The sequence below is a fragment of the Pantoea piersonii genome, assembly GCF_003612015.1.
In the GTDB taxonomy this organism is placed as follows: Bacteria; Pseudomonadota; Gammaproteobacteria; order Enterobacterales; family Enterobacteriaceae; genus Pantoea; species Pantoea piersonii.
Map to the genome: position 1 here is coordinate 595 of NZ_RARB01000003.1, position 21,385 is coordinate 21,979.

At 54.9% G+C, this 21,385-nt stretch carries 21 protein-coding genes, 1 tRNA gene, 1 rRNA gene and 1 other annotated feature (1 of these 24 cut by a window edge); of the genes, 7 read left to right on the top strand and 16 right to left on the bottom strand.

The features are described from left to right. The 4 genes from D7S44_RS09380 to rluD form a co-directional block, all read right to left on the bottom strand. Positions 1-998: ribosomal RNA gene (locus tag D7S44_RS09380) — 16S ribosomal RNA — on the bottom strand; it reaches 516 nt to the left of the window's first position. 444 nt (positions 999-1,442) lie between these two features. Beyond that, a complete protein-coding gene (gene clpB / locus D7S44_RS09390) occupies positions 1,443-4,016 on the bottom strand; it encodes an ATP-dependent chaperone ClpB (RefSeq protein ID WP_120454238.1) in 2,574 nt (857 codons plus the stop codon). Between the two features lie 125 nt (positions 4,017-4,141). Beyond that, complete coding sequence (yfiH, locus tag D7S44_RS09395) at positions 4,142-4,870, bottom strand: purine nucleoside phosphorylase YfiH (protein WP_120454240.1); 729 nt, start codon at positions 4,868-4,870, stop codon at positions 4,142-4,144. Continuing rightward, the gene (rluD, locus tag D7S44_RS09400) at positions 4,867-5,847 is read right to left on the bottom strand and encodes a 23S rRNA pseudouridine(1911/1915/1917) synthase RluD (RefSeq protein WP_120454242.1); all 981 of its coding nucleotides are present in this window, start codon (positions 5,845-5,847) and stop codon (positions 4,867-4,869) included. Before rluD ends, yfiH begins: the two co-directional genes overlap by 4 nt. A 130-nt stretch (positions 5,848-5,977) precedes the next feature. On the opposite strand from rluD, the gene bamD reads away from it, so the two are divergent. The 4 genes from bamD (at position 5,978) to pheA (ending at position 8,723) form a co-directional block, all read left to right on the top strand. Beyond that, positions 5,978-6,712: an outer membrane protein assembly factor BamD gene (gene bamD / locus D7S44_RS09405; protein WP_120454244.1), complete on the top strand. Its 735-nt coding sequence runs from the start codon at positions 5,978-5,980 to the stop codon at positions 6,710-6,712. Between the two features lie 273 nt (positions 6,713-6,985). Further along, complete coding sequence (gene raiA, locus D7S44_RS09410; RefSeq protein WP_120454246.1) at positions 6,986-7,312, top strand: ribosome-associated translation inhibitor RaiA; 327 nt, start codon at positions 6,986-6,988, stop codon at positions 7,310-7,312. Between the two features lie 97 nt (positions 7,313-7,409). Continuing rightward, positions 7,410-7,534, top strand: a sequence feature (Phe leader region). Beyond that, positions 7,411-7,458, top strand: a complete 48-nt coding sequence (pheL, locus tag D7S44_RS09415) for a pheA operon leader peptide PheL (protein ID WP_100279143.1) — start codon at positions 7,411-7,413, stop codon at positions 7,456-7,458. It overlaps the preceding feature by 48 nt. Positions 7,535-7,556: 22 nt before the next feature. Then, positions 7,557-8,723 carry a bifunctional chorismate mutase/prephenate dehydratase gene (gene pheA / locus D7S44_RS09420; RefSeq protein ID WP_120454248.1) on the top strand — a complete coding sequence of 389 codons (1,167 nt, stop codon included), beginning with the start codon at positions 7,557-7,559 and terminating at the stop codon, positions 8,721-8,723. A gap of 30 nt (positions 8,724-8,753) precedes the next feature. Here pheA and tyrA read toward each other — a convergent pair whose 3' ends face one another. Continuing rightward, a complete protein-coding gene (tyrA, locus tag D7S44_RS09425) occupies positions 8,754-9,875 on the bottom strand; it encodes a bifunctional chorismate mutase/prephenate dehydrogenase (RefSeq protein ID WP_120454250.1) in 1,122 nt (373 codons plus the stop codon). A gap of 6 nt (positions 9,876-9,881) precedes the next feature. Next, positions 9,882-10,961 (bottom strand): 3-deoxy-7-phosphoheptulonate synthase, encoded by a 1,080-nt coding sequence (locus D7S44_RS09430; RefSeq protein WP_120454252.1) that lies wholly within the window; start codon positions 10,959-10,961, stop codon positions 9,882-9,884. A gap of 286 nt (positions 10,962-11,247) precedes the next feature. Here D7S44_RS09430 and D7S44_RS09435 point away from each other — a divergent pair, with 286 nt between their 5' ends. After that, complete coding sequence (locus tag D7S44_RS09435; RefSeq protein ID WP_120454254.1) at positions 11,248-11,787, top strand: GNAT family N-acetyltransferase; 540 nt, start codon at positions 11,248-11,250, stop codon at positions 11,785-11,787. A 68-nt stretch (positions 11,788-11,855) separates the two neighbouring features. On the opposite strand, the gene rplS is transcribed toward D7S44_RS09435, so the two are convergent. From rplS to ffh, 5 genes are all read right to left on the bottom strand, one after another. Continuing rightward, positions 11,856-12,203 carry a 50S ribosomal protein L19 gene (gene rplS, locus D7S44_RS09440; protein ID WP_033752010.1) on the bottom strand — a complete coding sequence of 116 codons (348 nt, stop codon included), beginning with the start codon at positions 12,201-12,203 and terminating at the stop codon, positions 11,856-11,858. 42 nt (positions 12,204-12,245) lie between these two features. After that, positions 12,246-13,007 carry a tRNA (guanosine(37)-N1)-methyltransferase TrmD gene (gene trmD, locus D7S44_RS09445; RefSeq protein ID WP_179256454.1) on the bottom strand — a complete coding sequence of 254 codons (762 nt, stop codon included), beginning with the start codon at positions 13,005-13,007 and terminating at the stop codon, positions 12,246-12,248. A 35-nt stretch (positions 13,008-13,042) separates the two neighbouring features. Continuing rightward, entirely contained in the window at positions 13,043-13,591 is a 549-nt protein-coding gene (gene rimM, locus D7S44_RS09450) for a ribosome maturation factor RimM (RefSeq protein ID WP_120454258.1), read from the bottom strand. Between the two features lie 18 nt (positions 13,592-13,609). Next, a complete protein-coding gene (gene rpsP / locus D7S44_RS09455) occupies positions 13,610-13,858 on the bottom strand; it encodes a 30S ribosomal protein S16 (protein WP_038624540.1) in 249 nt (82 codons plus the stop codon). 143 nt (positions 13,859-14,001) lie between these two features. Next, positions 14,002-15,363 carry a signal recognition particle protein gene (gene ffh, locus D7S44_RS09460; protein WP_120454260.1) on the bottom strand — a complete coding sequence of 454 codons (1,362 nt, stop codon included), beginning with the start codon at positions 15,361-15,363 and terminating at the stop codon, positions 14,002-14,004. Positions 15,364-15,531: 168 nt separating this feature from the next. On the opposite strand from ffh, the gene D7S44_RS09465 reads away from it, so the two are divergent. Next, positions 15,532-16,329: a cytochrome C assembly family protein gene (locus tag D7S44_RS09465; RefSeq protein WP_120454263.1), complete on the top strand. Its 798-nt coding sequence runs from the start codon at positions 15,532-15,534 to the stop codon at positions 16,327-16,329. 17 nt (positions 16,330-16,346) lie between these two features. Continuing rightward, entirely contained in the window at positions 16,347-17,633 is a 1,287-nt protein-coding gene (locus D7S44_RS09470; RefSeq protein WP_120454266.1) for an HlyC/CorC family transporter, read from the top strand. A 59-nt stretch (positions 17,634-17,692) separates the two neighbouring features. Here D7S44_RS09470 and luxS read toward each other — a convergent pair whose 3' ends face one another. From luxS to D7S44_RS09500, 5 genes are all read right to left on the bottom strand, one after another. Next, on the bottom strand, positions 17,693-18,208 hold the full coding sequence (luxS, locus tag D7S44_RS09475) for an S-ribosylhomocysteine lyase (protein ID WP_103794837.1): 516 nt from the start codon (positions 18,206-18,208) through the stop codon (positions 17,693-17,695). Between the two features lie 150 nt (positions 18,209-18,358). After that, positions 18,359-19,963, bottom strand: a complete 1,605-nt coding sequence (gene gshA, locus D7S44_RS09485) for a glutamate--cysteine ligase (protein WP_120454270.1) — start codon at positions 19,961-19,963, stop codon at positions 18,359-18,361. A 31-nt stretch (positions 19,964-19,994) separates the two neighbouring features. Next, complete coding sequence (locus D7S44_RS09490) at positions 19,995-20,423, bottom strand: YqaA family protein (RefSeq protein ID WP_120454272.1); 429 nt, start codon at positions 20,421-20,423, stop codon at positions 19,995-19,997. Then, positions 20,420-20,986: a fructose-1-phosphate/6-phosphogluconate phosphatase gene (gene yqaB / locus D7S44_RS09495; protein ID WP_120454274.1), complete on the bottom strand. Its 567-nt coding sequence runs from the start codon at positions 20,984-20,986 to the stop codon at positions 20,420-20,422. Before yqaB ends, D7S44_RS09490 begins: the two co-directional genes overlap by 4 nt. Positions 20,987-21,300: 314 nt before the next feature. Beyond that, positions 21,301-21,377 (bottom strand) — tRNA-Arg (locus D7S44_RS09500). Positions 21,378-21,385 lie beyond the last annotated feature (8 nt).

Consider the following 21,385-nt stretch of genomic DNA (forward strand, 5'->3'; position numbering starts at 1 on the left):
TGGATGTCAAGGCCAGGTAAGGTTCTTCGCGTTGCATCGAATTAAACCACATGCTCCACCGCTTGTGCGGGCCCCCGTCAATTCATTTGAGTTTTAACCTTGCGGCCGTACTCCCCAGGCGGTCGACTTAACGCGTTAGCTCCGGAAGCCACTCCTCAAGGGAACAGCCTCCAAGTCGACATCGTTTACGGCGTGGACTACCAGGGTATCTAATCCTGTTTGCTCCCCACGCTTTCGCACCTGAGCGTCAGTCTTTGTCCAGGGGGCCGCCTTCGCCACCGGTATTCCTCCAGATCTCTACGCATTTCACCGCTACACCTGGAATTCTACCCCCCTCTACAAGACTCTAGCCTGCCAGTTTCGAATGCAGTTCCCAGGTTAAGCCCGGGGATTTCACATCCGACTTGACAGACCGCCTGCGTGCGCTTTACGCCCAGTAATTCCGATTAACGCTTGCACCCTCCGTATTACCGCGGCTGCTGGCACGGAGTTAGCCGGTGCTTCTTCTGCGGGTAACGTCAATGACGAAGCGTATTAAGCTTCATCCCTTCCTCCCCGCTGAAAGTACTTTACAACCCGAAGGCCTTCTTCATACACGCGGCATGGCTGCATCAGGCTTGCGCCCATTGTGCAATATTCCCCACTGCTGCCTCCCGTAGGAGTCTGGACCGTGTCTCAGTTCCAGTGTGGCTGGTCATCCTCTCAGACCAGCTAGGGATCGTCGCCTAGGTGAGCCGTTACCCCACCTACTAGCTAATCCCATCTGGGTTCATCCGATAGTGAGAGGCCCGAAGGTCCCCCTCTTTGGTCTTGCGACGTTATGCGGTATTAGCCACCGTTTCCAGTGGTTATCCCCCTCTACCGGGCAGATCCCCAGACATTACTCACCCGTCCGCCACTCGCCACCCGAGAGCAAGCTCTCTGTGCTGCCGTTCGACTTGCATGTGTTAGGCCTGCCGCCAGCGTTCAATCTGAGCCATGATCAAACTCTTCAATTTAAGTTTGATGCTCAAAGAATTAAACTTCGTAATGAATTACGTGTTCACTCTTGAGACTTGATATTTTTAAAGTCCGNTTTTGATATCTGTCCTGCGAGTGCCCACACAGATTGTCTGATAAATTGTTAAAGAGCGGTGCAGTCAGCGGCTGAGCCTGCTGCTGCGAGGTGGCGTATATTACGCTACTCTCCTTCGGAGTCAACCACTTTTTTCAGCGATTTTCTCCGGCGGCCCAGCTGCCTGAGCCTCCTGAACACCGCGCTTCGTAAGCCGTTGTGCCGTGTCAGTGGAGGCGCATTATAGGGAGTTCTTTCCGGCTGACAAGCGCTAATTTAAACTTTTTTATCAAACGCTCATTTTCCAGGCTATGCGCTGAAAAATGAGTCAAAAACGCCGTTTTTAGCCAAAAAAAACGGGCCCGCAGGCCCGTTTCGCTATCGTCAGTTACTGATGAGCGACGATTACGCCCTCTTTGACATCCATTTCGATCGTTTTGCCAGGCACCAGCTGACCAGAAAGTATCTGCTGAGCCAGCGGGTTTTCGATCTGCTGCTGAATGGCGCGTTTCAACGGACGCGCACCATACACCGGATCGTAGCCGTTTTCGCCCAGCAGCTTCAGCGCCTCGTCGGAGATATGCAGCTGGTAGCCGCGCTCATCCAGACGTTTATAGAGACGCTGCAGCTGAATCTGCGCAATAGAAGCAATGTGCTGTTCGCCCAGCGGGTGGAATACCACGACTTCATCAATACGGTTGACGAACTCCGGGCGGAAGTGATGACCGACCACGTTCATCACCACATCTTTCATTTCAGCGTAGTTCAGCTCGCCGAAGCGCTCCTGAATCAGATCGGAGCCCAGGTTCGACGTCATAATCACTACCGTATTACGGAAGTCGACGGTGCGGCCCTGTCCATCGGTCAGACGGCCATCGTCCAGCACCTGCAGCAGGATGTTAAATACATCCGGATGCGCCTTCTCTACTTCATCCAGCAGGATCACGGAATAAGGACGGCGGCGAACCGCTTCTGTCAGGTAGCCACCCTCTTCATAACCGACATATCCCGGAGGCGCGCCCACCAGACGCGACACGGCGTGTTTCTCCATAAACTCCGACATATCGATACGCACCATCGCGTCGTCGCTGTCGAAAAGGAAATTCGCCAGCGCTTTGCAAAGCTCGGTTTTACCCACGCCGGTCGGACCAAGGAACAGGAACGAACCGATGGGCCGATTCGGATCTGACAGACCTGCACGGCTACGACGAATCGCGTTCGATACCGCTTCCACCGCTTCGTCCTGACCAATAACGCGAGCGTGCAGTTCCTGCTCCATGCGCAGCAGCTTATCGCGCTCCCCTTCCATCATGCGCGCCACAGGTATACCGGTCCAGCGCGCCAGCACGTCGGCGATCTCGACATCGGTTACGCGGTTGCGCAGCAGCTTCATGGTCTTCCCTTCAGCCTGCGTAGCGGCCGCCAGCTGTTTTTCCAGCGCCGGGATCTTGCCGTATTGCAGCTCGGACATCTGCGCCAGATCGCCAACGCGACGTGCCTGCTCCAGCGATAAACGCGCCTGTTCCAGTTCCGCCTTGATATTCTGCGTGCCAGAGAGCGACGCCTTTTCTGCTTTCCACTCTTCTTCCAGCTCTGCGTATTCCCGCTCTTTCTGGTCGAGCTCGCTTTCCAGCATCTCCAGACGCTTAATGCTGGCGTCGTCAGATTCTTTCTTCAGTGCCTGCTGCTCCAGCTTCAGCTGGATAATACGGCGCTCAAGGCGATCCAGTGCTTCCGGCTTCGAGTCGATCTGCAGGCGAATGCTGGACGCCGCTTCGTCGATCAGGTCGATAGCTTTATCCGGCAACTGACGGTCGGCGATATAGCGATGCGACAGCGTTGCCGCTGCGACGATCGCCGGGTCGGTGATCTGCACATGGTGGTGCAGCTCATAGCGCTCTTTCAGCCCGCGCAGAATAGCAATGGTATCTTCCACGCTCGGTTCAGCGACGTAGACTTTCTGGAAACGACGCTCCAGCGCCGCATCTTTTTCAATGTACTGACGGTATTCGTCCAGCGTCGTCGCGCCGACGCAGTGCAGTTCACCGCGCGCCAGCGCCGGTTTCAGCATGTTACCGGCATCCATCGCGCCATCCGCTTTACCGGCGCCGACCATGGTGTGCAGCTCATCAATAAACAGGATGACGTTGCCTTCCTGTTTCGACAGATCGTTGAGTACGCCTTTCAGACGCTCCTCGAACTCACCGCGATATTTTGCGCCAGCCACCAGCGCGCCCATATCTAGCGCCAGTACGCGGCGGCCTTTCAGCCCTTCCGGTACTTCGCCGTTAATGATGCGCTGCGCCAGACCTTCCACAATCGCGGTTTTACCGACGCCCGGTTCACCTATCAGCACCGGGTTGTTTTTAGTGCGGCGTTGCAGTACCTGAATGGTGCGGCGAATCTCTTCGTCACGACCAATTACCGGGTCGAGCTTGCCCTGTTCGGCGCGCTCGGTGAGGTCGATGGTGTATTTCTTTAACGCCTGGCGCTGATCTTCAGCCCCTTGATCGTTCACGTTATCTCCTCCACGCAGCTGTTCAATCGCTTTAGTAAGCTTGTCAGTGGTCGCACCGGCCGATTTCAGCAAATCGGCTAAAGAGCCGCGCGAGTCGAGGGCCGCCAGAACAAAGAGCTCAGATGATATAAAGTTGTCGCCGCGCTTCTGCGCCAGCTTATCGCACAGGTTAAGAACGCGAACCAGGTCGGCGGAGGGTTGAACATCCCCTTCGCTACCTTCTACCTGCGGCAAACGGTTGATAGCCTGCTCAACACCGTTGCGCAGTGTGGCAACGTCAACGCCTGCTGAAGCCAGTAACGGACGAACGGATCCCCCTTCCTGACTGAGCAGCGCGCTCATCAGGTGCAGAGGTTCAATAAATTGGTTGTCGTGTCCCAGAGCAAGGGACTGTGCGTCGGCAAGGGCCAGTTGGAATTTGTTGGTAAGACGATCCAGACGCATGATTCCTCCCATTACAGGTCAAAATGCTACTGGAGATTAAAATGAGGTCATCCCCCAAATTTTCAAGGTTATTGACCTGTACCATGAGCAAAAAATCCGCTACTGGATCGTCTTGTGGCGTAAGGTTATCTCAGCCAAATTAAAGAAGCCATACGCCCCGTTGTTCCGTCGCGCCGGAAGGAGAAAAATTCGCCACGCTCATGAAAGGTGCAGCGCCGGGTCATACTCACGGACTTCACGCCCGCCGCTTCTAACCGCTGCTGCGCAAGCAGCCAGATATCGGCAAAATATTTAGCGCCAGCCGGACGAAAAGCCTGCCGGGCACGCGCATCTTTAGCCATAAAAGCGGCGCGCACTTCGCTGCCGACTTCAAAGGCGTCGGGACCGATGGCGGGTCCAAGCCAGGCGTGTATCTGACTGGCGGGCGAAGCGAACTGCGCCAGCGTATTTTCCAGCACGCCGGCGCACAGGCCGCGCCAGCCGGCATGGGCCGCGGCGACTTCTCTGCCGTCATCGGAACAGAACAGCACCGGCAGACAATCCGCCGTCATGATCGCGCATACCACGCCCGTTTCACGGGTGATACTGGCATCCGCCTGCAATGCTTCCGCCTGCGCGGAAGGCAGGCGAATCACTTCTGTACCGTGAACCTGATCGAGCCAGCGCGGCATCTGCGGCAATTCCGCGCGCGCCACCAGGCTTTTCCGGTTAGCGGCTACATGTGCCGGATCGTCGCCAACGTGGCCGCCCAGGTTAAATGTCTCCCACGGTGCGAGGCTCACGCCGCCGCCGCGCAGCGTCGAACAGGCGCCTACGTTGGCGGGCGCGGGCCATTCCGGCAGGATCAGACTCATAACCAGTCCAGCTGATCGCGGAACTCGTCGGTATCCGCTTTCAATACCTCGATCAGATCCACCATGTCCTGCGGCAGCGGTGCATGCCACTCCATTTCGATGCCGGTAATCGGATGGTAGAGACGCAGCATCGTCGCATGCAGCGCCTGACGATCGAAAGCGCGTAGCGTGTTGATAAACTGCTCCGAGGCGCCTTTCGGCGGACGCGGGCGACCACCGTAAAGCGGATCGCCCACCAGCGGATGGTTAATGTGCGACATATGCACGCGGATCTGGTGCGTACGACCGGTTTCAAGACGCAGACGCAACCGCGTATGGGCGCGGAAGTGCTCCATAATGCGATAGTGCGTTACCGCCGGTTTCCCCATTGGATGTACGGCCATATGGGTGCGTTTAGTCGAGTGACGGCTGATCGGCTCATTTACCGTGCCGCCCGCCGTCATCGTCCCAATCGCCACCGCTTCGTACTCACGGGTGATTTCACGCAGCTGCAGCGTTTCCACCAGGTGCGTCTGCGCTGGTACGGTTTTCGCGACCACCATCAAACCGGTGGTATCTTTATCCAGTCGATGCACAATACCGGCGCGCGGCACGTCGGCAATCGCGGGATAGTGATACAGCAGCGCATTGAGTACGGTGCCGTCGGGATTGCCGGCGCCAGGATGCACCACCAGGTCGCGTGGCTTGTTGATCACCAGAATATCGTCATCTTCATAGACGATATTCAGCGGGATGTTTTGCGCTTCCCAGCGCTGCTCTTCTTCGATTTCTGCATCGATGGCGACCTGTTCGCCGCCCAATACTTTCTCTTTAGGTTTATCGACGACCGCGCCGTTAACGCTGACGCGCCGGTCCAGGATCCATTCTTTTATGCGCGAACGTGAATAATCAGGGAACAATTCCGCCAAAGTTTGATCTAAGCGTTGTCCCAGCTGCGCTTCGGAGACCGTTGCGGTGAGTTGAACTTGTTGTGCCATATACAGCTTCTTCGTTAACGTTGGGTTTTCACGGCGATGCCGTTTAATATAATGTGCTATCGTACCTGGTCATTACCGGGAGCTATACGGACAGCTTCCGCCATAACAAATTGAGGATAACCATTTCGTCATGACGCGTATGAAATATCTGGTGGCTGCTGCCACACTGAGCCTGGCCCTTGTGGGTTGTTCCAGCTCAAAGGACACAGTACCGGACAGCCCGCCTTCCGAAATCTACGCTACCGCTCAGGAAAAGCTGCAGGACGGTAACTTTAAAGCGGCGATTAAGCAACTGGAAGCGCTGGACAACCGTTATCCTTTTGGTCCTTATTCTCAGCAGGTACAGCTTGATCTGATCTATGCCTACTACAAAAACGCCGATTTACCGTTGGCGCAGGCTGCAATAGATCGCTTTATGCGTCTGAACCCGACCCATCCGAACATTGACTACGTTATCTATATGCGCGGCCTGACGGATATGGCGCTGGACGACTCCGCACTGCAGGGCTTCTTCGGCGTTGATCGCTCCGATCGCGATCCGACGCATGCCCGCGACGCGTTCCGCGACTTCTCGCAGCTGCTGCGTAACTATCCCAACAGCCAGTATGCGGCCGATGCGCAAAAACGCCTGGTCTATTTAAAAGACCGCTTGGCGAAATATGAGCTCTCGGTGGCGCAATTCTATACTAAGCGTGAAGCTTATGTCGCGGTAGTTAACCGCGTTGAAGGCATGATGCGCGATTATCCTGATACGCAGGCCACGCGTGATGCGCTGCCGCTGATGGAAAAAGCCTACCGTAATCTGCAGCTGACTGCCGAAGCGGATAAAGTGGCGAAAATTATCGCGGCAAACAGCGCCAGTTAATTCTGAGCTGGAAAAACAAAAAAGCAGCCTTGATGGCTGCTTTTTTTATGCGTGGAAAAGCGACAATTTTGTCAATTCTCCCTTGGTCTAACCCGTCAATCATGCGCCTCTGCTTGCCCTGGTTCAAGGCTTTTCCGCCATATTCCTACCCTTTCTCACAAATCGCTGTCATTGACAAAAAGTGACATTTTTTCGTGATCTAAGTCACACATTTCATTGTTCAGCGCGTTATGCTGGATCTACCCAGACGGAAAATGACAGAGAGGTAAACCTATGATTCTGAACATTACCAGCAAACAAATGGAAATCACCGCGGCTATCCGCGACCATGTCGAAGACCGTCTCGCCAAGCTGGAAAAATGGCAAGCTCATCTGATAAATCCGCACATCGTTCTGTCCAAAGCGCCGAAAGAATTCGTGGCCGACGCCACTATTAACACGCCAAACGGCACGCTGGTCGCCAGCGCTAAGCATGAGGATATGTATACAGCGATTAACGACCTTATCGGTAAGCTTGAGCGTCAGTTGAATAAGGTTCAGCACAAGCCAGAAGCCCGTCGGGCAGCGACCAGCGTAAAAACCTTTACGCCAGCCGCTTAAACCTACTGTTTTGACTAACGCGCCTGCGGGCGCGTTTTTTATTGACAGCCTTAAATCAGTACGGGTACTCTCAAATCACTTTTTGAATGGAAATCACCATGAAACGTTTGCCGTTTTTCTTCGCTTTCTTTTTTACCTTCCCCTGACTGGGAGGCGATTCGTCATGTGAAAAAGAAAGCGAAGACGAACAACAAAGCCTCCCAACCGGGAGGCTTTTTTATTGGACAGCTTACAGGTGAGCCCTATGAATCCCGACAATCCTTTACTGGCGCTGCGTGACAAAATCAGCGCCGTTGATGAAAAACTGCTGACGTTGCTGGCGGAACGCCGCGCGCTTGCCGTGAAGGTCGCCGAGGCGAAGCTGGCCACGCACCGGCCGATTCGTGATATTGAACGCGAGCGCGCGCTGCTGGAGCACCTGATCGTACTCGGTAAAAAACATCAGCTGGACGCGCATTATATTACGCGGCTGTTTCAGCAGATTATTGAGGATTCCGTCCTGACGCAGCAGGCCCTGCTGCAGAAAAACCTGAACCATGCGCACGCTCTGGCGGCACGCATCGCTTTCCTCGGTCCAAAAGGCTCCTATTCTCATCTGGCCGCCCGTCAGTATGCTGCTCGCCATTTCGACAGTATGATGGAAATCGGCTGCCTCAAGTTTCAGGACATCATTCGTCAGGTAGAAAATGGCCAGGCGGACTACGCAGTGCTGCCGATTGAAAATACCAGTTCCGGCTCGATTAATGACGTTTACGATCTGCTGCAGCAGACCAGCCTCTCGATTGTCGGCGAACTGACCCAGCCAATCGAACACTGCGTGCTGGTAACAGGCAACACCGAATTGCAGCAGATTGAAACCGTCTACAGTCATCCGCAGCCTTTCCAGCAGTGCAGTCAGTTTATTAGTCGTTTCCCGCACTGGAAGATCGAATATACCGAGAGCACCGCCGCCGCAATGGAGAAAGTCGCTGCACTGAATTCGCCGACAGCGGCCGCGCTGGGCAGCGAAGCGGGCGGCGAGCTTTATCATCTTCAGGTGCTGGAGCGCAATCTGGCGAACCAGCAGCAAAACCATACGCGCTTTATCGTTCTGGCCCGCAAAGCTATCGCGGTATCCGATCAGGTTCCTGCGAAAACGACGCTGCTGATGGCGACCGGTCAGCAGGCGGGTGCGCTGGTTGAGGCGCTGCTGGTGCTGCGCCAGCATAACCTGATTATGAGCAAGCTGGAGTCGCGTCCAATCAACGGCAATCCGTGGGAAGAGATGTTTTATATCGACGTGCAGGGCAACCTGGAATCTGACAGCATGCAGCAGGCGCTGCAGGAACTGAAAGGACTGACCCGCATGCTGAAGGTGCTTGGCTGCTACCCCGGCGAGAATGTCGTCGCGGTGGAACCGCGCAGCGAATAAAAAAACGGCATCCCTGAGGATGCCATTTTTTTACGGTCGGCTGTCGTTAGCAGAGCGTAGCAGGCTACGGCTCTCAACCATAAAGCGTTTAGCATGATCGCCAAACCAGTGTTCAACGCGGTTGAAGCTGTCGATAAAGGCCTGCTTATTGCCCTGCTCCAGCAGCGTAATCGCTTCACCGAAGCGCTGATAATAGCGTTTGATCAGCGCCAGGTTGCTTTCGGAAGACATAATAATGTCCGCATAAAGCTGGGGATCCTGCGCAAACAGTCGCCCTACCATCGCCAGCTCCAGGCGATAAATTGGCGAGGAGAGTGCCAGCAGCTGATCGAGGTTGACGTTCTCTTCCGCCAGATGCAGCCCGTAAGCGAAGGTAGCGAAGTGACGCAGCGCCTGTATAAAAGCCATATTCTGGTCATGCTCTACTGCGCTGATACGATGCAGCCGCGCGCCCCACACCTGAATCTGCTCAAGGAACCACTGATAAGCCTCTGGCTGACGCCCGTCGCACCAGACCACAACCTGCTTCGCTAGGCTGCCGCTGTCCGGGCCAAACATAGGGTGTAGGCCCAGCACCGGGCCAGCGTGCGCTGCCAGCATTGCCTGCAGAGGACGGTTCTTGACCGACGCCAGATCCACCAGAATACAGTCTTCCGGCAGCGGCGGCAGCTGCGCGATAACCTGTTCCGTAAGATGAATCGGTACGCTGATAATTACCATACCGGCATCGCTCAGCAGCGACGCCGCCTGGTCCCACTCCTCTTTGTCCAGCGTCTTGACGCTGTAGCCCGACAGCGTCAGCATGCGCGCAAACAGCGTGCCCATCTGGCCTTTGCCGCCGACGATCACGACCGGGCGCAGCGCCGGGTTCAGCGTTTTAAAGCCTTTATCGTTCTCGCTGGTATAGGACTCGCGCATAATGCGGCGCAGTATATCTTCAATCAAGTCGGGCGGGACGCCGAGCGCTTCCGCCTCTTTACGACGCGAAGCCAGCATGGAAGCTTCGCGCTCCGGCACATAGATGGGCAAGCCGTAGCGGCTCTTTACTTCACCCACCTCAGCTACCAGTTCCAGCCGTTTTGCCAGCAAATCCAGCAGCGCCTTATCGACTGTATCAATTTGATCGCGCAGCGCGGTCAGTTCAGCCACCATTGCTCATTACACCTCTTGTGACAGACGCGCCGACAGCACTTCTTGCAGATCCTGATGAATGTCACGCAGCAGGGTTTCGGTGGTTTCCCAGTTGATGCAGGCATCGGTAACGGAAACACCGTATTTCATTTCGCTGCGCGGCTGCTCGGAAGACTGATTGCCTTCGTTGATGTGGCTCTCCAGCATCAGGCCAATAATCGAGCGGTTGCCATCTTTGATCTGGGCAATCGCCGATTCAGCGACGCCAGGCTGGCGGCGGTAGTCTTTGTTAGAATTGCCATGGCTGCAATCTATCATCAAGGCCGGGCGCAGTCCCGCTTTGAGCATCTCTTTTTCACACTGCGCAACATCTTCGGGGCTGTAATTGGGCGCTTTACCGCCGCGCAGAATAACGTGACCGTCTGGATTGCCCTGCGTCTGCAGCAGGCACACCTGGCCCGCCTGGTTAATGCCGACAAAACGGTGCGGCATCGCGGCGGCGCGCATAGCGTTAATCGCCGTGCCGAGGCTGCCGTCAGTGCCATTCTTGAAACCAACCGGCATAGAGAGTCCAGACGCCATTTCACGGTGAGTTTGCGACTCCGTGGTACGCGCGCCAATGGCTGACCAGCTGAAAAGATCGCCGAGGTATTGCGGACTGTTGGGATCGAGCGCTTCGGTAGCGAGCGGCAGCCCCATCTCTACCAGGTTCACCAGCAGCTGACGCGCAATATGCAGACCCGCTTCCATATCAAAGGAGTTGTTCATATAGGGATCGTTGATCAACCCTTTCCAGCCGACGGTGGTGCGGGGCTTTTCAAAATAGACGCGCATAACGATATAGAGCTGATCCTTCAGCTGTTCAGAGAGATCTTGCAGGCGACGAGCATAATCGAGAGCGGCTTCAGTATCGTGAATCGAACAGGGACCACATACCACCAGCAAACGCGGATCGCGACCAGCAATAATGTCGGAGATCGTCTGGCGCGAAGCGGCGATCTGCGCTTCCTGCTGGGCATTGAGCGGGAATTTCGCTTTCAGCTCTTCCGGGGTGATTAAGATCTGTTCTTCGGCGATATGGACATTGTTCAGCGCGTCTTTTTGCATGGCTACGATCCTTTTTTCCTCGTTATGCGATTAATGATCCTCTGACAGGACAGGGAACACTTTATCACAGGACGTAAAACAAGCAATCCACATCTGTACACTTTTATTACCATAAAATTGATGCCACACATTATAGTTAATTAATAACCATTTAAAACAATATCTTAATTAAATAAGACTACCCGAGCCAAATCTCATAATGTAAACAAATGATTACATAGAGCTGCTGGCATTCTTTTAGATCGCCTGATACGCTGACCTTAATCGCTTCTTCATCGGGTATTTTATGACGCCTGTTTCCTCTTCAGTACGGCTTCGTCCTTTCATCTGCGCAGATATCCCAGCCTTTACCGCCGCCGTTAATGGCTCGCTGGATACGCTACTGCCCTGGATGGCATGGGCGCACCCTGATTATCAGCCCGAGGAGGCTGCCAGCTGGATCGCTTTTACGCAGCAGCAGAGAATAAAAGGCGAAGCGGAGGAGTTCGCGATCGTCGACGATCAAGATCGCTTACTCGGTGGCGCAGGGATCCGTTTTGCCCGCCAGCCGGGCCAGTTCGCCGCGCTGGGATATTGGGTGCGCAGCGATATGCAGCGACAGGGAGTCGCCAGCCGCGCTGTCGAGCTGTTACTTGAAATGGGGTTTGCGCGACCTGAGATAAAGGTGATTGAGATCCTCGCCGCTGAGGAGAACCACGCCAGCCGCGCCGTGGCGGCGCGTTGCGGCGCGCGATTTATTGATATGCGTTACGGCTTAATCATTCTGGAGAGCGGGCCGGTGAACACTGCTATTTACCACGTTCAGCGCCCTGAAACACAGAGATAAAAAAAGGGGCTGGCATCACGCCAACCCCTTGTTTGCTATTAACTTTTAGATGTCGCGTTAGCGATACCTTAGTTAAGACGCTCTTTGATACGAGCTGACTTACCAGTACGCTCACGCAGGTAGTACAGTTTGGCTTTACGCACAGCACCACGGCGTTTGACAGAAATGCTGTCGATGACCGGAGAGTGAGTCTGGAAGACACGCTCAACGCCTTCGCCGTTAGAAATCTTACGAACAGTGAATGCAGAGTGCAGACCGCGGTTACGGATAGCGATAACCACGCCCTCGAATGCCTGCAGACGTTTCTTAGAACCTTCAACGACCCATACTTTCACTTCCACGGAATCACCCGGGCGGAAGGAAGGTACGTCCTGTTTCATCTGCTCTTGTTCAATTTGCTTGATAATGTTGCTCATAATTAAATCTCTTATCCTGGGTAAACTGATAGTCGCGGGAGATTACTCTGCCGCCTCATCGTTTTGTTGCTGATGTTCCCGCTGGAACGCTTTCAGCAACCTTGCTTGCTCTTCAGTCAGAGCCAGGTTTTCCAGAAGTTCAGGTCTTCTTAGCCAGGTCCGGCCCAGCGACTGTTTCAGACGCCAACGGCGAATCTCTGCATGGTTGCCGGACAGCAGAACTGTCGGTACTTCCATGCCTTCCAGCACTTCAGGTCGGGTATAGTGCGGGCAGTCCAGCAAACCGTCAGAGAACGAATCCTCATCGGCCGACGCCTGTTTGCCCAGTACGCCTGGAATTAACCGGGCTACTGAATCAATCATCGTCATGGCTGGCAGCTCACCGCCGCTAAGCACGTAATCGCCGATTGACCATTCTTCGTCAATTTCGGTTTGAATAACGCGCTCATCAATACCTTCGTAGCGGCCACAGACCAGAATTAACTTCTGCTGTGTCGCCAGTTCGCAAACGCCCTGTTGGTCAAGTTTGCGCCCCTGAGGTGACAGATAGATCACCCTGGCCCCTTCCCCCGCCGCCGCTTTCGCTGCGTGGATCGCATCCCGTAAGGGCTGCACCATCATCAGCATTCCCGGTCCGCCGCCGTATGGACGATCGTCCACCGTACGGTGCCGGTCGTGAGCAAAGTCGCGAGGACTCCAGCTCTCGATGCTGAGCAGGCCATTTTTTACTGCCCGGCCAGTTACCCCGTAATCGGTAATTGCGCGAAACATCTCTGGAAAAAGGCTAATAACACCAATCCACATCGTTTTCGCCGTTACGTTACCTTGCGATTCGGAGATCAAAAACCAGGATCCCAGTCTACTTCAATGACGCCAGTAGCGAGATCGACTTTCTTGATAACCTGTTCATCAAGAAACGGTATTAACCGCTCCTTCACACCGAACGCATCTTTCAGGTTCGCCTTTACGACGAGTACGTCGTTCGAGCCGGTCTCCATCATATCGATGACTTTACCCATCTCGTAACCGTCAACATTGACTACCTGGCAGCCCATAAGGTCTTTCCAGTAGTAATCGCCGTCGTTCAGCTCCGGCAGCTGCGCCGAGTCGACCGTAATTTCGCAATTGGTCAACTGCGTCGCCGCGTCCCGATCGTCAATGCCTTTGACTTTGATGATCAGGTCCTGATTGTGATGCCGCCAACTTTCCAGCTCAACCTGCTGCCATTTACCGGCGCGCTGAATGAACCAGGGTTGGTAGTCGAAGATACTTTCGGCCGCTTCGGTGGAGGAAAACACTTTGAGCCAGCCACGAATGCCGTAGGCAGCACCCATTTTCCCCAAAACGAGGGGCTTAACGGGAGGCTGTGCGGCAAGTTCTTTGCTCATGCTCACCACCGTGACAGATTAAGCTGCTTTTTTTGCTTCTTTGATCAGCGCGTTAACGCGATCTGAAAGCGTTGCGCCCTGGCCAACCCAGTGCTCGATGCGGTCCAGGTCCAGACGCAGAGTTTCAGCCTGACCAGAAGCGATCGGGTTGAAGAAGCCTACGCGCTCGATGAAGCGACCGTTACGTGCATTGCGGCTGTCAGTAACGACGACCTGATAGAACGGACGCTTTTTCGCGCCGTGACGTGCCAAACGAATTGTTACCATAACATCCTCTTAAGTTAATAAAACAACCGGGCCCCATCGAGGAACGGGGCCCGGGTGCTGTATAAAAAGCCCGAAAATTTTACTCATTTCGGCGCAAAAAGCAACCTGTGAGCGCAACCTTTCGGGCTTTTATTGCCGAACGCTTAGCGTCCGGGGAATCCTGGGGGCATCATGCCTTTCATGCTGCGCATCATTTTCGCCATGCCGCCCTTCTTCATTTTCTTCATCATGCGCTGCATATCGTCGAACTGCTTAAGTAAGCGGTTAACGTCCTGCACCTGCATGCCGGCGCCGGTGGCGATGCGACGCTTGCGCGAGCCTTTGATAATCTCCGGCTTTTCACGCTCTTTGCGCGTCATGGAGTTGATAATCGCCTCCATACGCACCAGCACCTTGTCGTCCATCTGTGACTTCACGTTGTCCGGCAGCTGGCCCATGCCCGGCAGTTTGCCCATCAGGCTCGCCATGCCGCCCATATTGCGCATCTGCTTGAGCTGCTCAAGAAAGTCGTTGAGGTCGAAGCCGTCGCCGGTTTTAAGCTTCTTAGCCAGTTTCTCCGCCTGATCGCGGTCAACCTTGCTCTCGATATCCTCAATCAGTGACAGCACGTCGCCCATGCCGAGGATACGTGAGGCGATACGATCGGGATAGAACGGCTCCAGCGCTTCGGTCTTCTCGCCGACGCCCATAAACTTGATAGGCTTGCCGGTAATGTGACGAATCGACAGCGCCGCACCGCCGCGCGCGTCGCCGTCCACTTTCGTCAGGATCACGCCGGTCAGCGGCAGCGCTTCGTTAAAGGCTTTCGCCGTGTTCGCCGCATCCTGACCGGTCATGGCGTCGACCACAAACAGCGTCTCTACCGGATTAATCGCGGCATGTACCTGTTTGATCTCGTCCATCATCGCTTCGTCGACGTGCAGACGCCCCGCGGTATCCACTAGCAGCACGTCGTAGAACTGCAGCTTCGCTTCTTTCAGCGCGTTCTTAACGATGTCGACCGGCTTCTGGCTGAGGTCGGACGGGCAAAAATCGACCCCGACCTGCTGCGCCAGTGTTTCAAGCTGTTTGATCGCCGCCGGGCGATAAACGTCCGCAGAAACGACCAGCACTTTCTTCTTGTGCTTTTCACGCAGGAATTTACCCAGTTTGCCGACGCTGGTGGTTTTACCCGCGCCCTGCAGACCCGCCATCAGCACTACGGCCGGCGGCTGCGCGGCCAGGTTAAGCGCGTTATTCTCGTCGCCCATCGCCGTAACCAGCTCGTTGCGGACGATCTTGATAAACTCCTGACCCGGCGTCAGGCTTTTGTTGACATCGTGACCCACCGCGCTCTCTTTGACGCGGTTGATAAAGTCACGCACGACCGGCAGCGCGACGTCCGCTTCCAGCAGCGCCATACGCACTTCGCGCAGCGTGTCTTTAATATTGTCTTCTGTCAGCCTTCCGCGGCCGCTGATATTGCGCAGGGTTTGCGACAAACGATCGGTTAAATTGTCAAACATTCTCTCTCACTCAGAAAAAATCGCGAGGCGCCTGATCGGCATAATGCGGCGGATTATAACACGAAGCTGCAACGATCTCTGCTATTGCTCCTCAGATCGGTTGGAGGCGGCTTCTGCTGGCGCTATACTGCCCTTTTCCTTTCATCTGACTGATACCTGTAAGGATCTATGTCCGTTTTCTCGCTCCTGGCGCTGTTCGCCTACTCTCTGAGTCTCGCACTGATTATTCCCAGCCTGTTGAAACGTAACAGCGGATGGCGGCGAATGGCGGTGCTTTCCGCCTGCGTCGCGCTGGTGGCGCATGCCGTGGCGCTGCAGCAGCGGATATTTGCCGTCGACAGCGGGCAGAATCTCAGCCTGCTCAATATCGGCTCGCTGGTCAGCCTGCTTATCTGCGCCATTATGACTATTGTCGCCTCGCGCAATCGCGGCTGGCTGCTGCTGCCGATCGTCTACAGTTTCGCGCTGATCAATCTGGCGTTCGCCACCTTTGTGCCTAACGCCTTTATCACCCATCTTGAAACCACGCCGGGCATGATGATCCATATTGGCCTGTCGCTGTTCGCCTACGCGACGCTGATTATCGCCGCGCTTTACGCGCTGCAGCTGGCCTGGATCGACTATCAGCTCAAGAACAAGAAGCTGGCCTTTACCCAGGATATGCCGCCGCTGTTGAGCATTGAACGTAAAATGTTTCATATCACCCAGATCGGCGTAGTGCTGCTGACGCTGGTGCTCTGCACTGGCCTGTTTTATATGCATAACCTGTTCAGCGCCGAGAATGTCGATAAAGCCGTGCTCTCTATTCTGGCCTGGTTCGTCTATATCGTTTTGCTCTGGGGACACTATCATGAAGGCTGGCGCGGACGTCGCGTAGTGTGGTTCAACTGCGGCGGTGCGCTGCTGTTGACTATGGCCTACTTCGGCAGTCGTATCTTACAGCACCTGCTGACTCACTCGTCTTAATAAAAGGAACTCCTGCGTTGGAACATGTTTCAACCACCACATTGATTATCACGCTGGTCGTCATGGTACTGGTGTCCGCCTGGTTCGCCGGGTCCGAAACCGGCATGATGACGCTTAACCGCTATAAGCTGCGCCATCAGGCCAAAAATGGCCAGCGCAGCGCGCGCCGGGTCGAAGGCCTGTTGCGCCGTCCCGATCGCCTGCTGAGCCTGGTGCTGATCGGCAATAACCTGGTGAATATTCTCGCCTCGTCGCTGGCGACCATCGTTGGCATGCGCCTCTATGGCGATGCCGGTGTGGCGATCGCGACCGGTATCCTGACCTTTGTCGTGCTGGTATTTGCCGAAGTGCTGCCGAAAACTATCGCCGCGCTCTATCCGGAAAAGGTCGCCTATCCCAGCAGTTTTCTGCTGGTGCCGCTGCAGTACATCATGCTGCCGATCGTCTGGCTGCTGAACACCATTACCCGTCTGCTGATGCGTATGGTCGGCATTAAAACCGAGAGCGCCAGCAACTCAGCGCTGAGCAAAGAGGAGCTGCGCACCATCGTTTATGAGTCGCGCAGCCTGATGTCGCGTCGCAATCAGGACATGCTGCTTTCAGTGCTCGATCTGGAGAAGGTGAGCGTTGACGACATTATGGTGCCGCGCAACGATATCGTCGGCATCAATATCAACGACGACTGGAAATCGGTAATGCGCCAGCTCAGCCATTCGCCTCATGGCCGCATCGTGCTGTTCCGCGACTCGCTGGACGACTGCGTCGGCATGCTGCGCGTACGTGAAGCCTGGCGCACCATGACGGAGAAAAAAGAGTTCAATAAAGAGACGCTGCTGCGGGCAGCCGATGAGATTTACTATGTGCCGGAAGGTACGCCGCTAAATATCCAGCTAGTTAAATTCCAGCGCAACAAGAAGAAAGTCGGCCTGGTAGTGGATGAGTATGGCGACATCAAAGGTCTGGTGACCATTGAGGATATCCTGGAAGAGATCGTCGGCGACTTCACGACGTCTATGTCGCCAACGCTGGCGGAAGAGGTGATGCCGCAAAATGACGGTTCGGTGCTGGTGGAAGGCAGCGCTAACGTGCGTGAAATCAATAAGGCCTTTAACTGGCATCTGCCGGAGCAGGAAGCGCGCACGATTAACGGCATGCTGCTGGAGGCGCTGGAGGAGATCCCCGAGATCAACACCCGCGTCGAGCTGTCGAACTACGCCGTTGATATTCTCGACGTACAGGACAATATGGTGAAGCAGGTACGCATTACGCCGCGTACGCCGCTCAAAACCTCTATCGGATCCTGACGCCCGCCCATAAAAAACGCCGCAACAATGCGGCGTTTTTTTTGCTGCGCGAGCAACGACTAGATATGCAGCTCTTGCAGCTTCTCTTGCGGCAGTTTCAGATCTTCATTGCGGTTTACGCCGATATCATGCGCCAGTACGTTGCGCGCAATCTGCTGCGCTTCATCCAGCGAATGCAGCTTATAACTACCGCACTGATATTCGTTCAGCTCAGGGATCTGATTCTGATCTTTCACCTTCAGAACATCTTCCATGGCCCCTTTCCACGCGCTGGCGACACGCTGCTCATCCGGCGTGCCGATCAGGCTCATATAGAAACCGGTACGGCATCCCATTGGAGAGATATCGACGATTTCTACGCCGTCGCCGTTAAGATGGTTGCGCATAAAGCCTGCAAACAGATGCTCAAGCGTATGGATGCCGCGCTCGGTCAGGATCTCTTTGTTGGGACGGCAGAAACGCAGGTCAAAAACGGTGATGGTATCGCCATGGGGAGTTTTCATGGTCTTCGCAACACGCACTGCGGGCGCGGCCATAATGGTATGGTCAACGGTAAAACTGTCCAGTAGTGGCATACGTCACCTCCTGTTTTGAGAATTTTTTTATAAACGATGAAACTTTTCTGTTCGCCCAGCGTCTGAATATATGAAAGACGCGCATTTGTTATCATCATCCCTGACAACAGAGATGTTAATTTGGCCACATTGATGTGGCCTTTTTCTTTTCTAACCTTCGCGACTGGCAAGATAAGCTTCAAAATCGAGCGTATCTTCCTCTTCCAGCTTTTTCTGCGCCGCAACCGACTCTAGCGCCTGACGCGTAAAATCTTCTTCGCTTACGACTTCCAGCGGCTCTTCGCACAGCATATGACGATACTGTTCCGCCAGGGCGATGCCGGTACCGGTCACGCCGTTCTCTTTTATCGCCTGCAGTATGCGCGCCGAATAGGTTAGCTCAGGATCGTCAAAGGATGCTACCAGTTGATCGCAAACCTGTTGATATTGCGTGCTGCCCTGATTACTGTCGAGCACTTCCGCCACGCGATGCAGATCGTCGAACAGCGCTTTACCTACCTCAACCAGCGGATGCTCGGTTTCGCTACAGCCGACCGAAATCATTTGATTCGGCTTGCGTCCTTCCAGCACGACGCGGTTCCAGTTTTTCCGGCTGCACAGCAGTTCATCAGCGCTCATTTCCGGCGCATCGGCCAGGGTGCACCAGATCAGGAAAAGATCGAGGAAACGCACCTGGTTCGCGTCGACGCCGACGGCTGAGAATGGATTAATGTCGAGCGAGCGCACTTCGATATACTCGATACCGCCGCGCAGCAGCGCATCGGACGGCGCTTCGCCGGAGCGCGTAACGCGCTTCGGACGGATCGGCGCATAAAGCTCATTTTCAATCTGCAGGACGTTAGTGTTGAGCTGCAGCCAGTTGCCCTCCGCGTCTTTTGTACCCATCGCGGCGTACTCTTCAGACGGGGTTTTAATGGCGGCTTTTAATGCCTTAACGTAGCCTTCAAGCGAGTTGAAGGTAATACCGAGGCCGCTCTGCGATTTATTAGTGTAGCCAAGGTCGCTAAGGCGCAGCGAGGTCGCATAGGGCAGCCACAGTGAATCTTTGCCGTCGGTTTCAAACGGCAATTTGCTTTCGCGTCCCTGCAGGAAGCTGGAGCTGATCGCCGGCGAGGCGCCGAACAGATAGGGAATGACCCAGCCGAAACGATAGTAGTTGCGGATCAGGCGCAGGTAACCGGCAGAAATCGTCTCTTTTCCGCTCTCGGCGTCTTTAACGTCCGCCCACTCTTGCCAGAAGCTCAGCGGCAGCGAGAAGTTATAGTGAATACCGGAGATCGTCTGCATCAGGGCGCCGTAGCGGTTTTTCAGCCCCTGACGATAGAGCGTCTTCATGCGGCCAATATTAGAACTGCCGTACTGCGCCAGCTCAATGCGATCGGCATCGTCAATCAGGCAAGGCATACTAAAAGGCCACATGCGCTCATCACCCAGCTCTCGTGCCACATGGCGATGAATATCGCGCAGGAATGCCAGCATATGGTCGATATTCTGATCTACCGGCGTGATGAACTCCAGCAGCGTCTCTGCGAAATCGGTGGTAATCCAGTCATGCTTGAGCGCCGATCCCAGAGAATCGGGATGACGGCTTTCAGCCAGATGACCATCAGGCTTCACGCGCAGCGTTTCGCGTTCAATGCCGCGACCAATACCTTTCAAGGCATTGGGATGCGCCTCCAGCCAGGAGAGCGCTTTAGATACGTCCGGGATCACATTAACCTCCCGCTGGGACAGTAATTTATTTTTGTTCAGCATAATGTTAACCCTAGCCTCGAATCTGTGCGAATCAATGCCACCATTGCAAACCCTGTAAGGTGGCGGTCGCGATAACGATATAACGCAGCGTTTTCCCGACGGCGAGAAACACCAGGACCGGAAGCCAGGCAAAGCGCAACCAGCCTGCGAGCACGCAGAGCAGGTCGCCGATAACCGGTAGCCAGCTCAGCAGCAGCGCTGCAGGTCCCATTCGGTGCAACCACGTTATTGCTGTGTCATGCCATCGCCCCTGCCGTTTCAACGGCAGTAAGCGACCAAGAAAAATATTAGTGATGCCGCCCAGCGTATTACCCACTGATGCAGCGACAATCAATCCATAAACGGACGCCTTTTTGGCGACCAGTAATGCAATCAGCAGCGCCTCAGAACTTCCTGGTAGCAGGGTTGCGCTGAGAAAACTGCTGCCAAACAGAGAAGCAAGCGCCAGAACGTCACTCACAGCAAGCGCACATCAACCACATCCATACCGGCCGCTTTCGCCGCCTGTACGCCAAAATCGGCGTCTTCGAACACCACGCAGCGCGTTGGATCGACGCCCATCAGCGCTGCGCAGCGTAAAAACGTATCGGGTTCAGGTTTATGACGCTCGACATCATCGGCGCCTACTACGGCTGTGAAGAGTTCACGGACGCCCAGCTGCTTGAGCAGCGCATCCGCCATGCTGTGTTCGCTTCCGGTGCCGACCGCCATCGGACGTCGGCCATGCCAGGCTTTCACCACGTCCATCAGCGGAAGCGGTCGAACGTTATCCAGCAGCATGGCTTTAACCGCCGCGGTTTTTTCAGCGGCGAGCTGATACGGATCGAGAGAGGAGTGGTTTTTTTCGATAATAAATTGCGCGAGCCGCCAGGTGGGCGCGCCGTTGAAACCAACCATTTGCGATTCGTCTAACGCCAGCTCATATCGTCCCAGTACCTGATGCCACGCTTTTCGATGTGTCGGCTCGGTATCCAGAATCGTGCCGTCCATATCGAAAATCAGTGCGTCATATTGATCGTACATCCCCACTCCGGACACTCAACAAATGTGCCCTTACTTTAGCGTAATGCGGACAGGTTGTCGCCAGGTGGCATGAACAGCAAATGCTTTGAAAGCATTAGCATTTTTTCTTTTCAGAAAAAGGTGATCGGGCGGTGCCGGGCGTAATTGCCGGAAATTTCAGTAGGTTTGGGTTTTGTCAGAGCAGCGAATGGTAAGCGCGCAAGGAGAATAAGCGTGATGTAAAAAGGATTACCTGAGGAGGGTAAATCAGAGAGTCATGCCTGGCTTTCGCCTCGTTATATCCGTTCGGGGTGTGCTTTGCGTAACTGAAGAGATGGTGCATCCGGGAGGATTCGAACCTCCGACCGCTCGGTTCGTAGCCGAGTACTCTATCCAGCTGAGCTACGGATGCATTGAGAA

Coding starts and splice junctions, on each gene's coding strand:
- clpB (WP_120454238.1), bottom strand. CDS start 4,016: ATGCGTCTGGATCGTCTTACCAACAAATTCCAACTGGCCCTTGCCGAC.
- yfiH (WP_120454240.1), bottom strand. CDS start 4,870: ATGAGTCTGATCCTGCCGGAATGGCCCGCGCCCGCCAACGTAGGCGCC.
- rluD (WP_120454242.1), bottom strand. CDS start 5,847: ATGGCACAACAAGTTCAACTCACCGCAACGGTCTCCGAAGCGCAGCTG.
- bamD (WP_120454244.1), top strand. CDS start 5,978: ATGACGCGTATGAAATATCTGGTGGCTGCTGCCACACTGAGCCTGGCC.
- raiA (WP_120454246.1), top strand. CDS start 6,986: ATGATTCTGAACATTACCAGCAAACAAATGGAAATCACCGCGGCTATC.
- pheA (WP_120454248.1), top strand. CDS start 7,557: ATGAATCCCGACAATCCTTTACTGGCGCTGCGTGACAAAATCAGCGCC.
- tyrA (WP_120454250.1), bottom strand. CDS start 9,875: ATGGTGGCTGAACTGACCGCGCTGCGCGATCAAATTGATACAGTCGAT.
- D7S44_RS09430 (WP_120454252.1), bottom strand. CDS start 10,961: ATGCAAAAAGACGCGCTGAACAATGTCCATATCGCCGAAGAACAGATC.
- D7S44_RS09435 (WP_120454254.1), top strand. CDS start 11,248: ATGACGCCTGTTTCCTCTTCAGTACGGCTTCGTCCTTTCATCTGCGCA.
- rplS (WP_033752010.1), bottom strand. CDS start 12,203: ATGAGCAACATTATCAAGCAAATTGAACAAGAGCAGATGAAACAGGAC.
- trmD (WP_179256454.1), bottom strand. CDS start 13,007: ATGTGGATTGGTGTTATTAGCCTTTTTCCAGAGATGTTTCGCGCAATT.
- rimM (WP_120454258.1), bottom strand. CDS start 13,591: ATGAGCAAAGAACTTGCCGCACAGCCTCCCGTTAAGCCCCTCGTTTTG.
- rpsP (WP_038624540.1), bottom strand. CDS start 13,858: ATGGTAACAATTCGTTTGGCACGTCACGGCGCGAAAAAGCGTCCGTTC.
- ffh (WP_120454260.1), bottom strand. CDS start 15,363: ATGTTTGACAATTTAACCGATCGTTTGTCGCAAACCCTGCGCAATATC.
- D7S44_RS09465 (WP_120454263.1), top strand. CDS start 15,532: ATGTCCGTTTTCTCGCTCCTGGCGCTGTTCGCCTACTCTCTGAGTCTC.
- luxS (WP_103794837.1), bottom strand. CDS start 18,208: ATGCCACTACTGGACAGTTTTACCGTTGACCATACCATTATGGCCGCG.
- gshA (WP_120454270.1), bottom strand. CDS start 19,963: ATGCTGAACAAAAATAAATTACTGTCCCAGCGGGAGGTTAATGTGATC.
- yqaB (WP_120454274.1), bottom strand. CDS start 20,986: ATGTACGATCAATATGACGCACTGATTTTCGATATGGACGGCACGATT.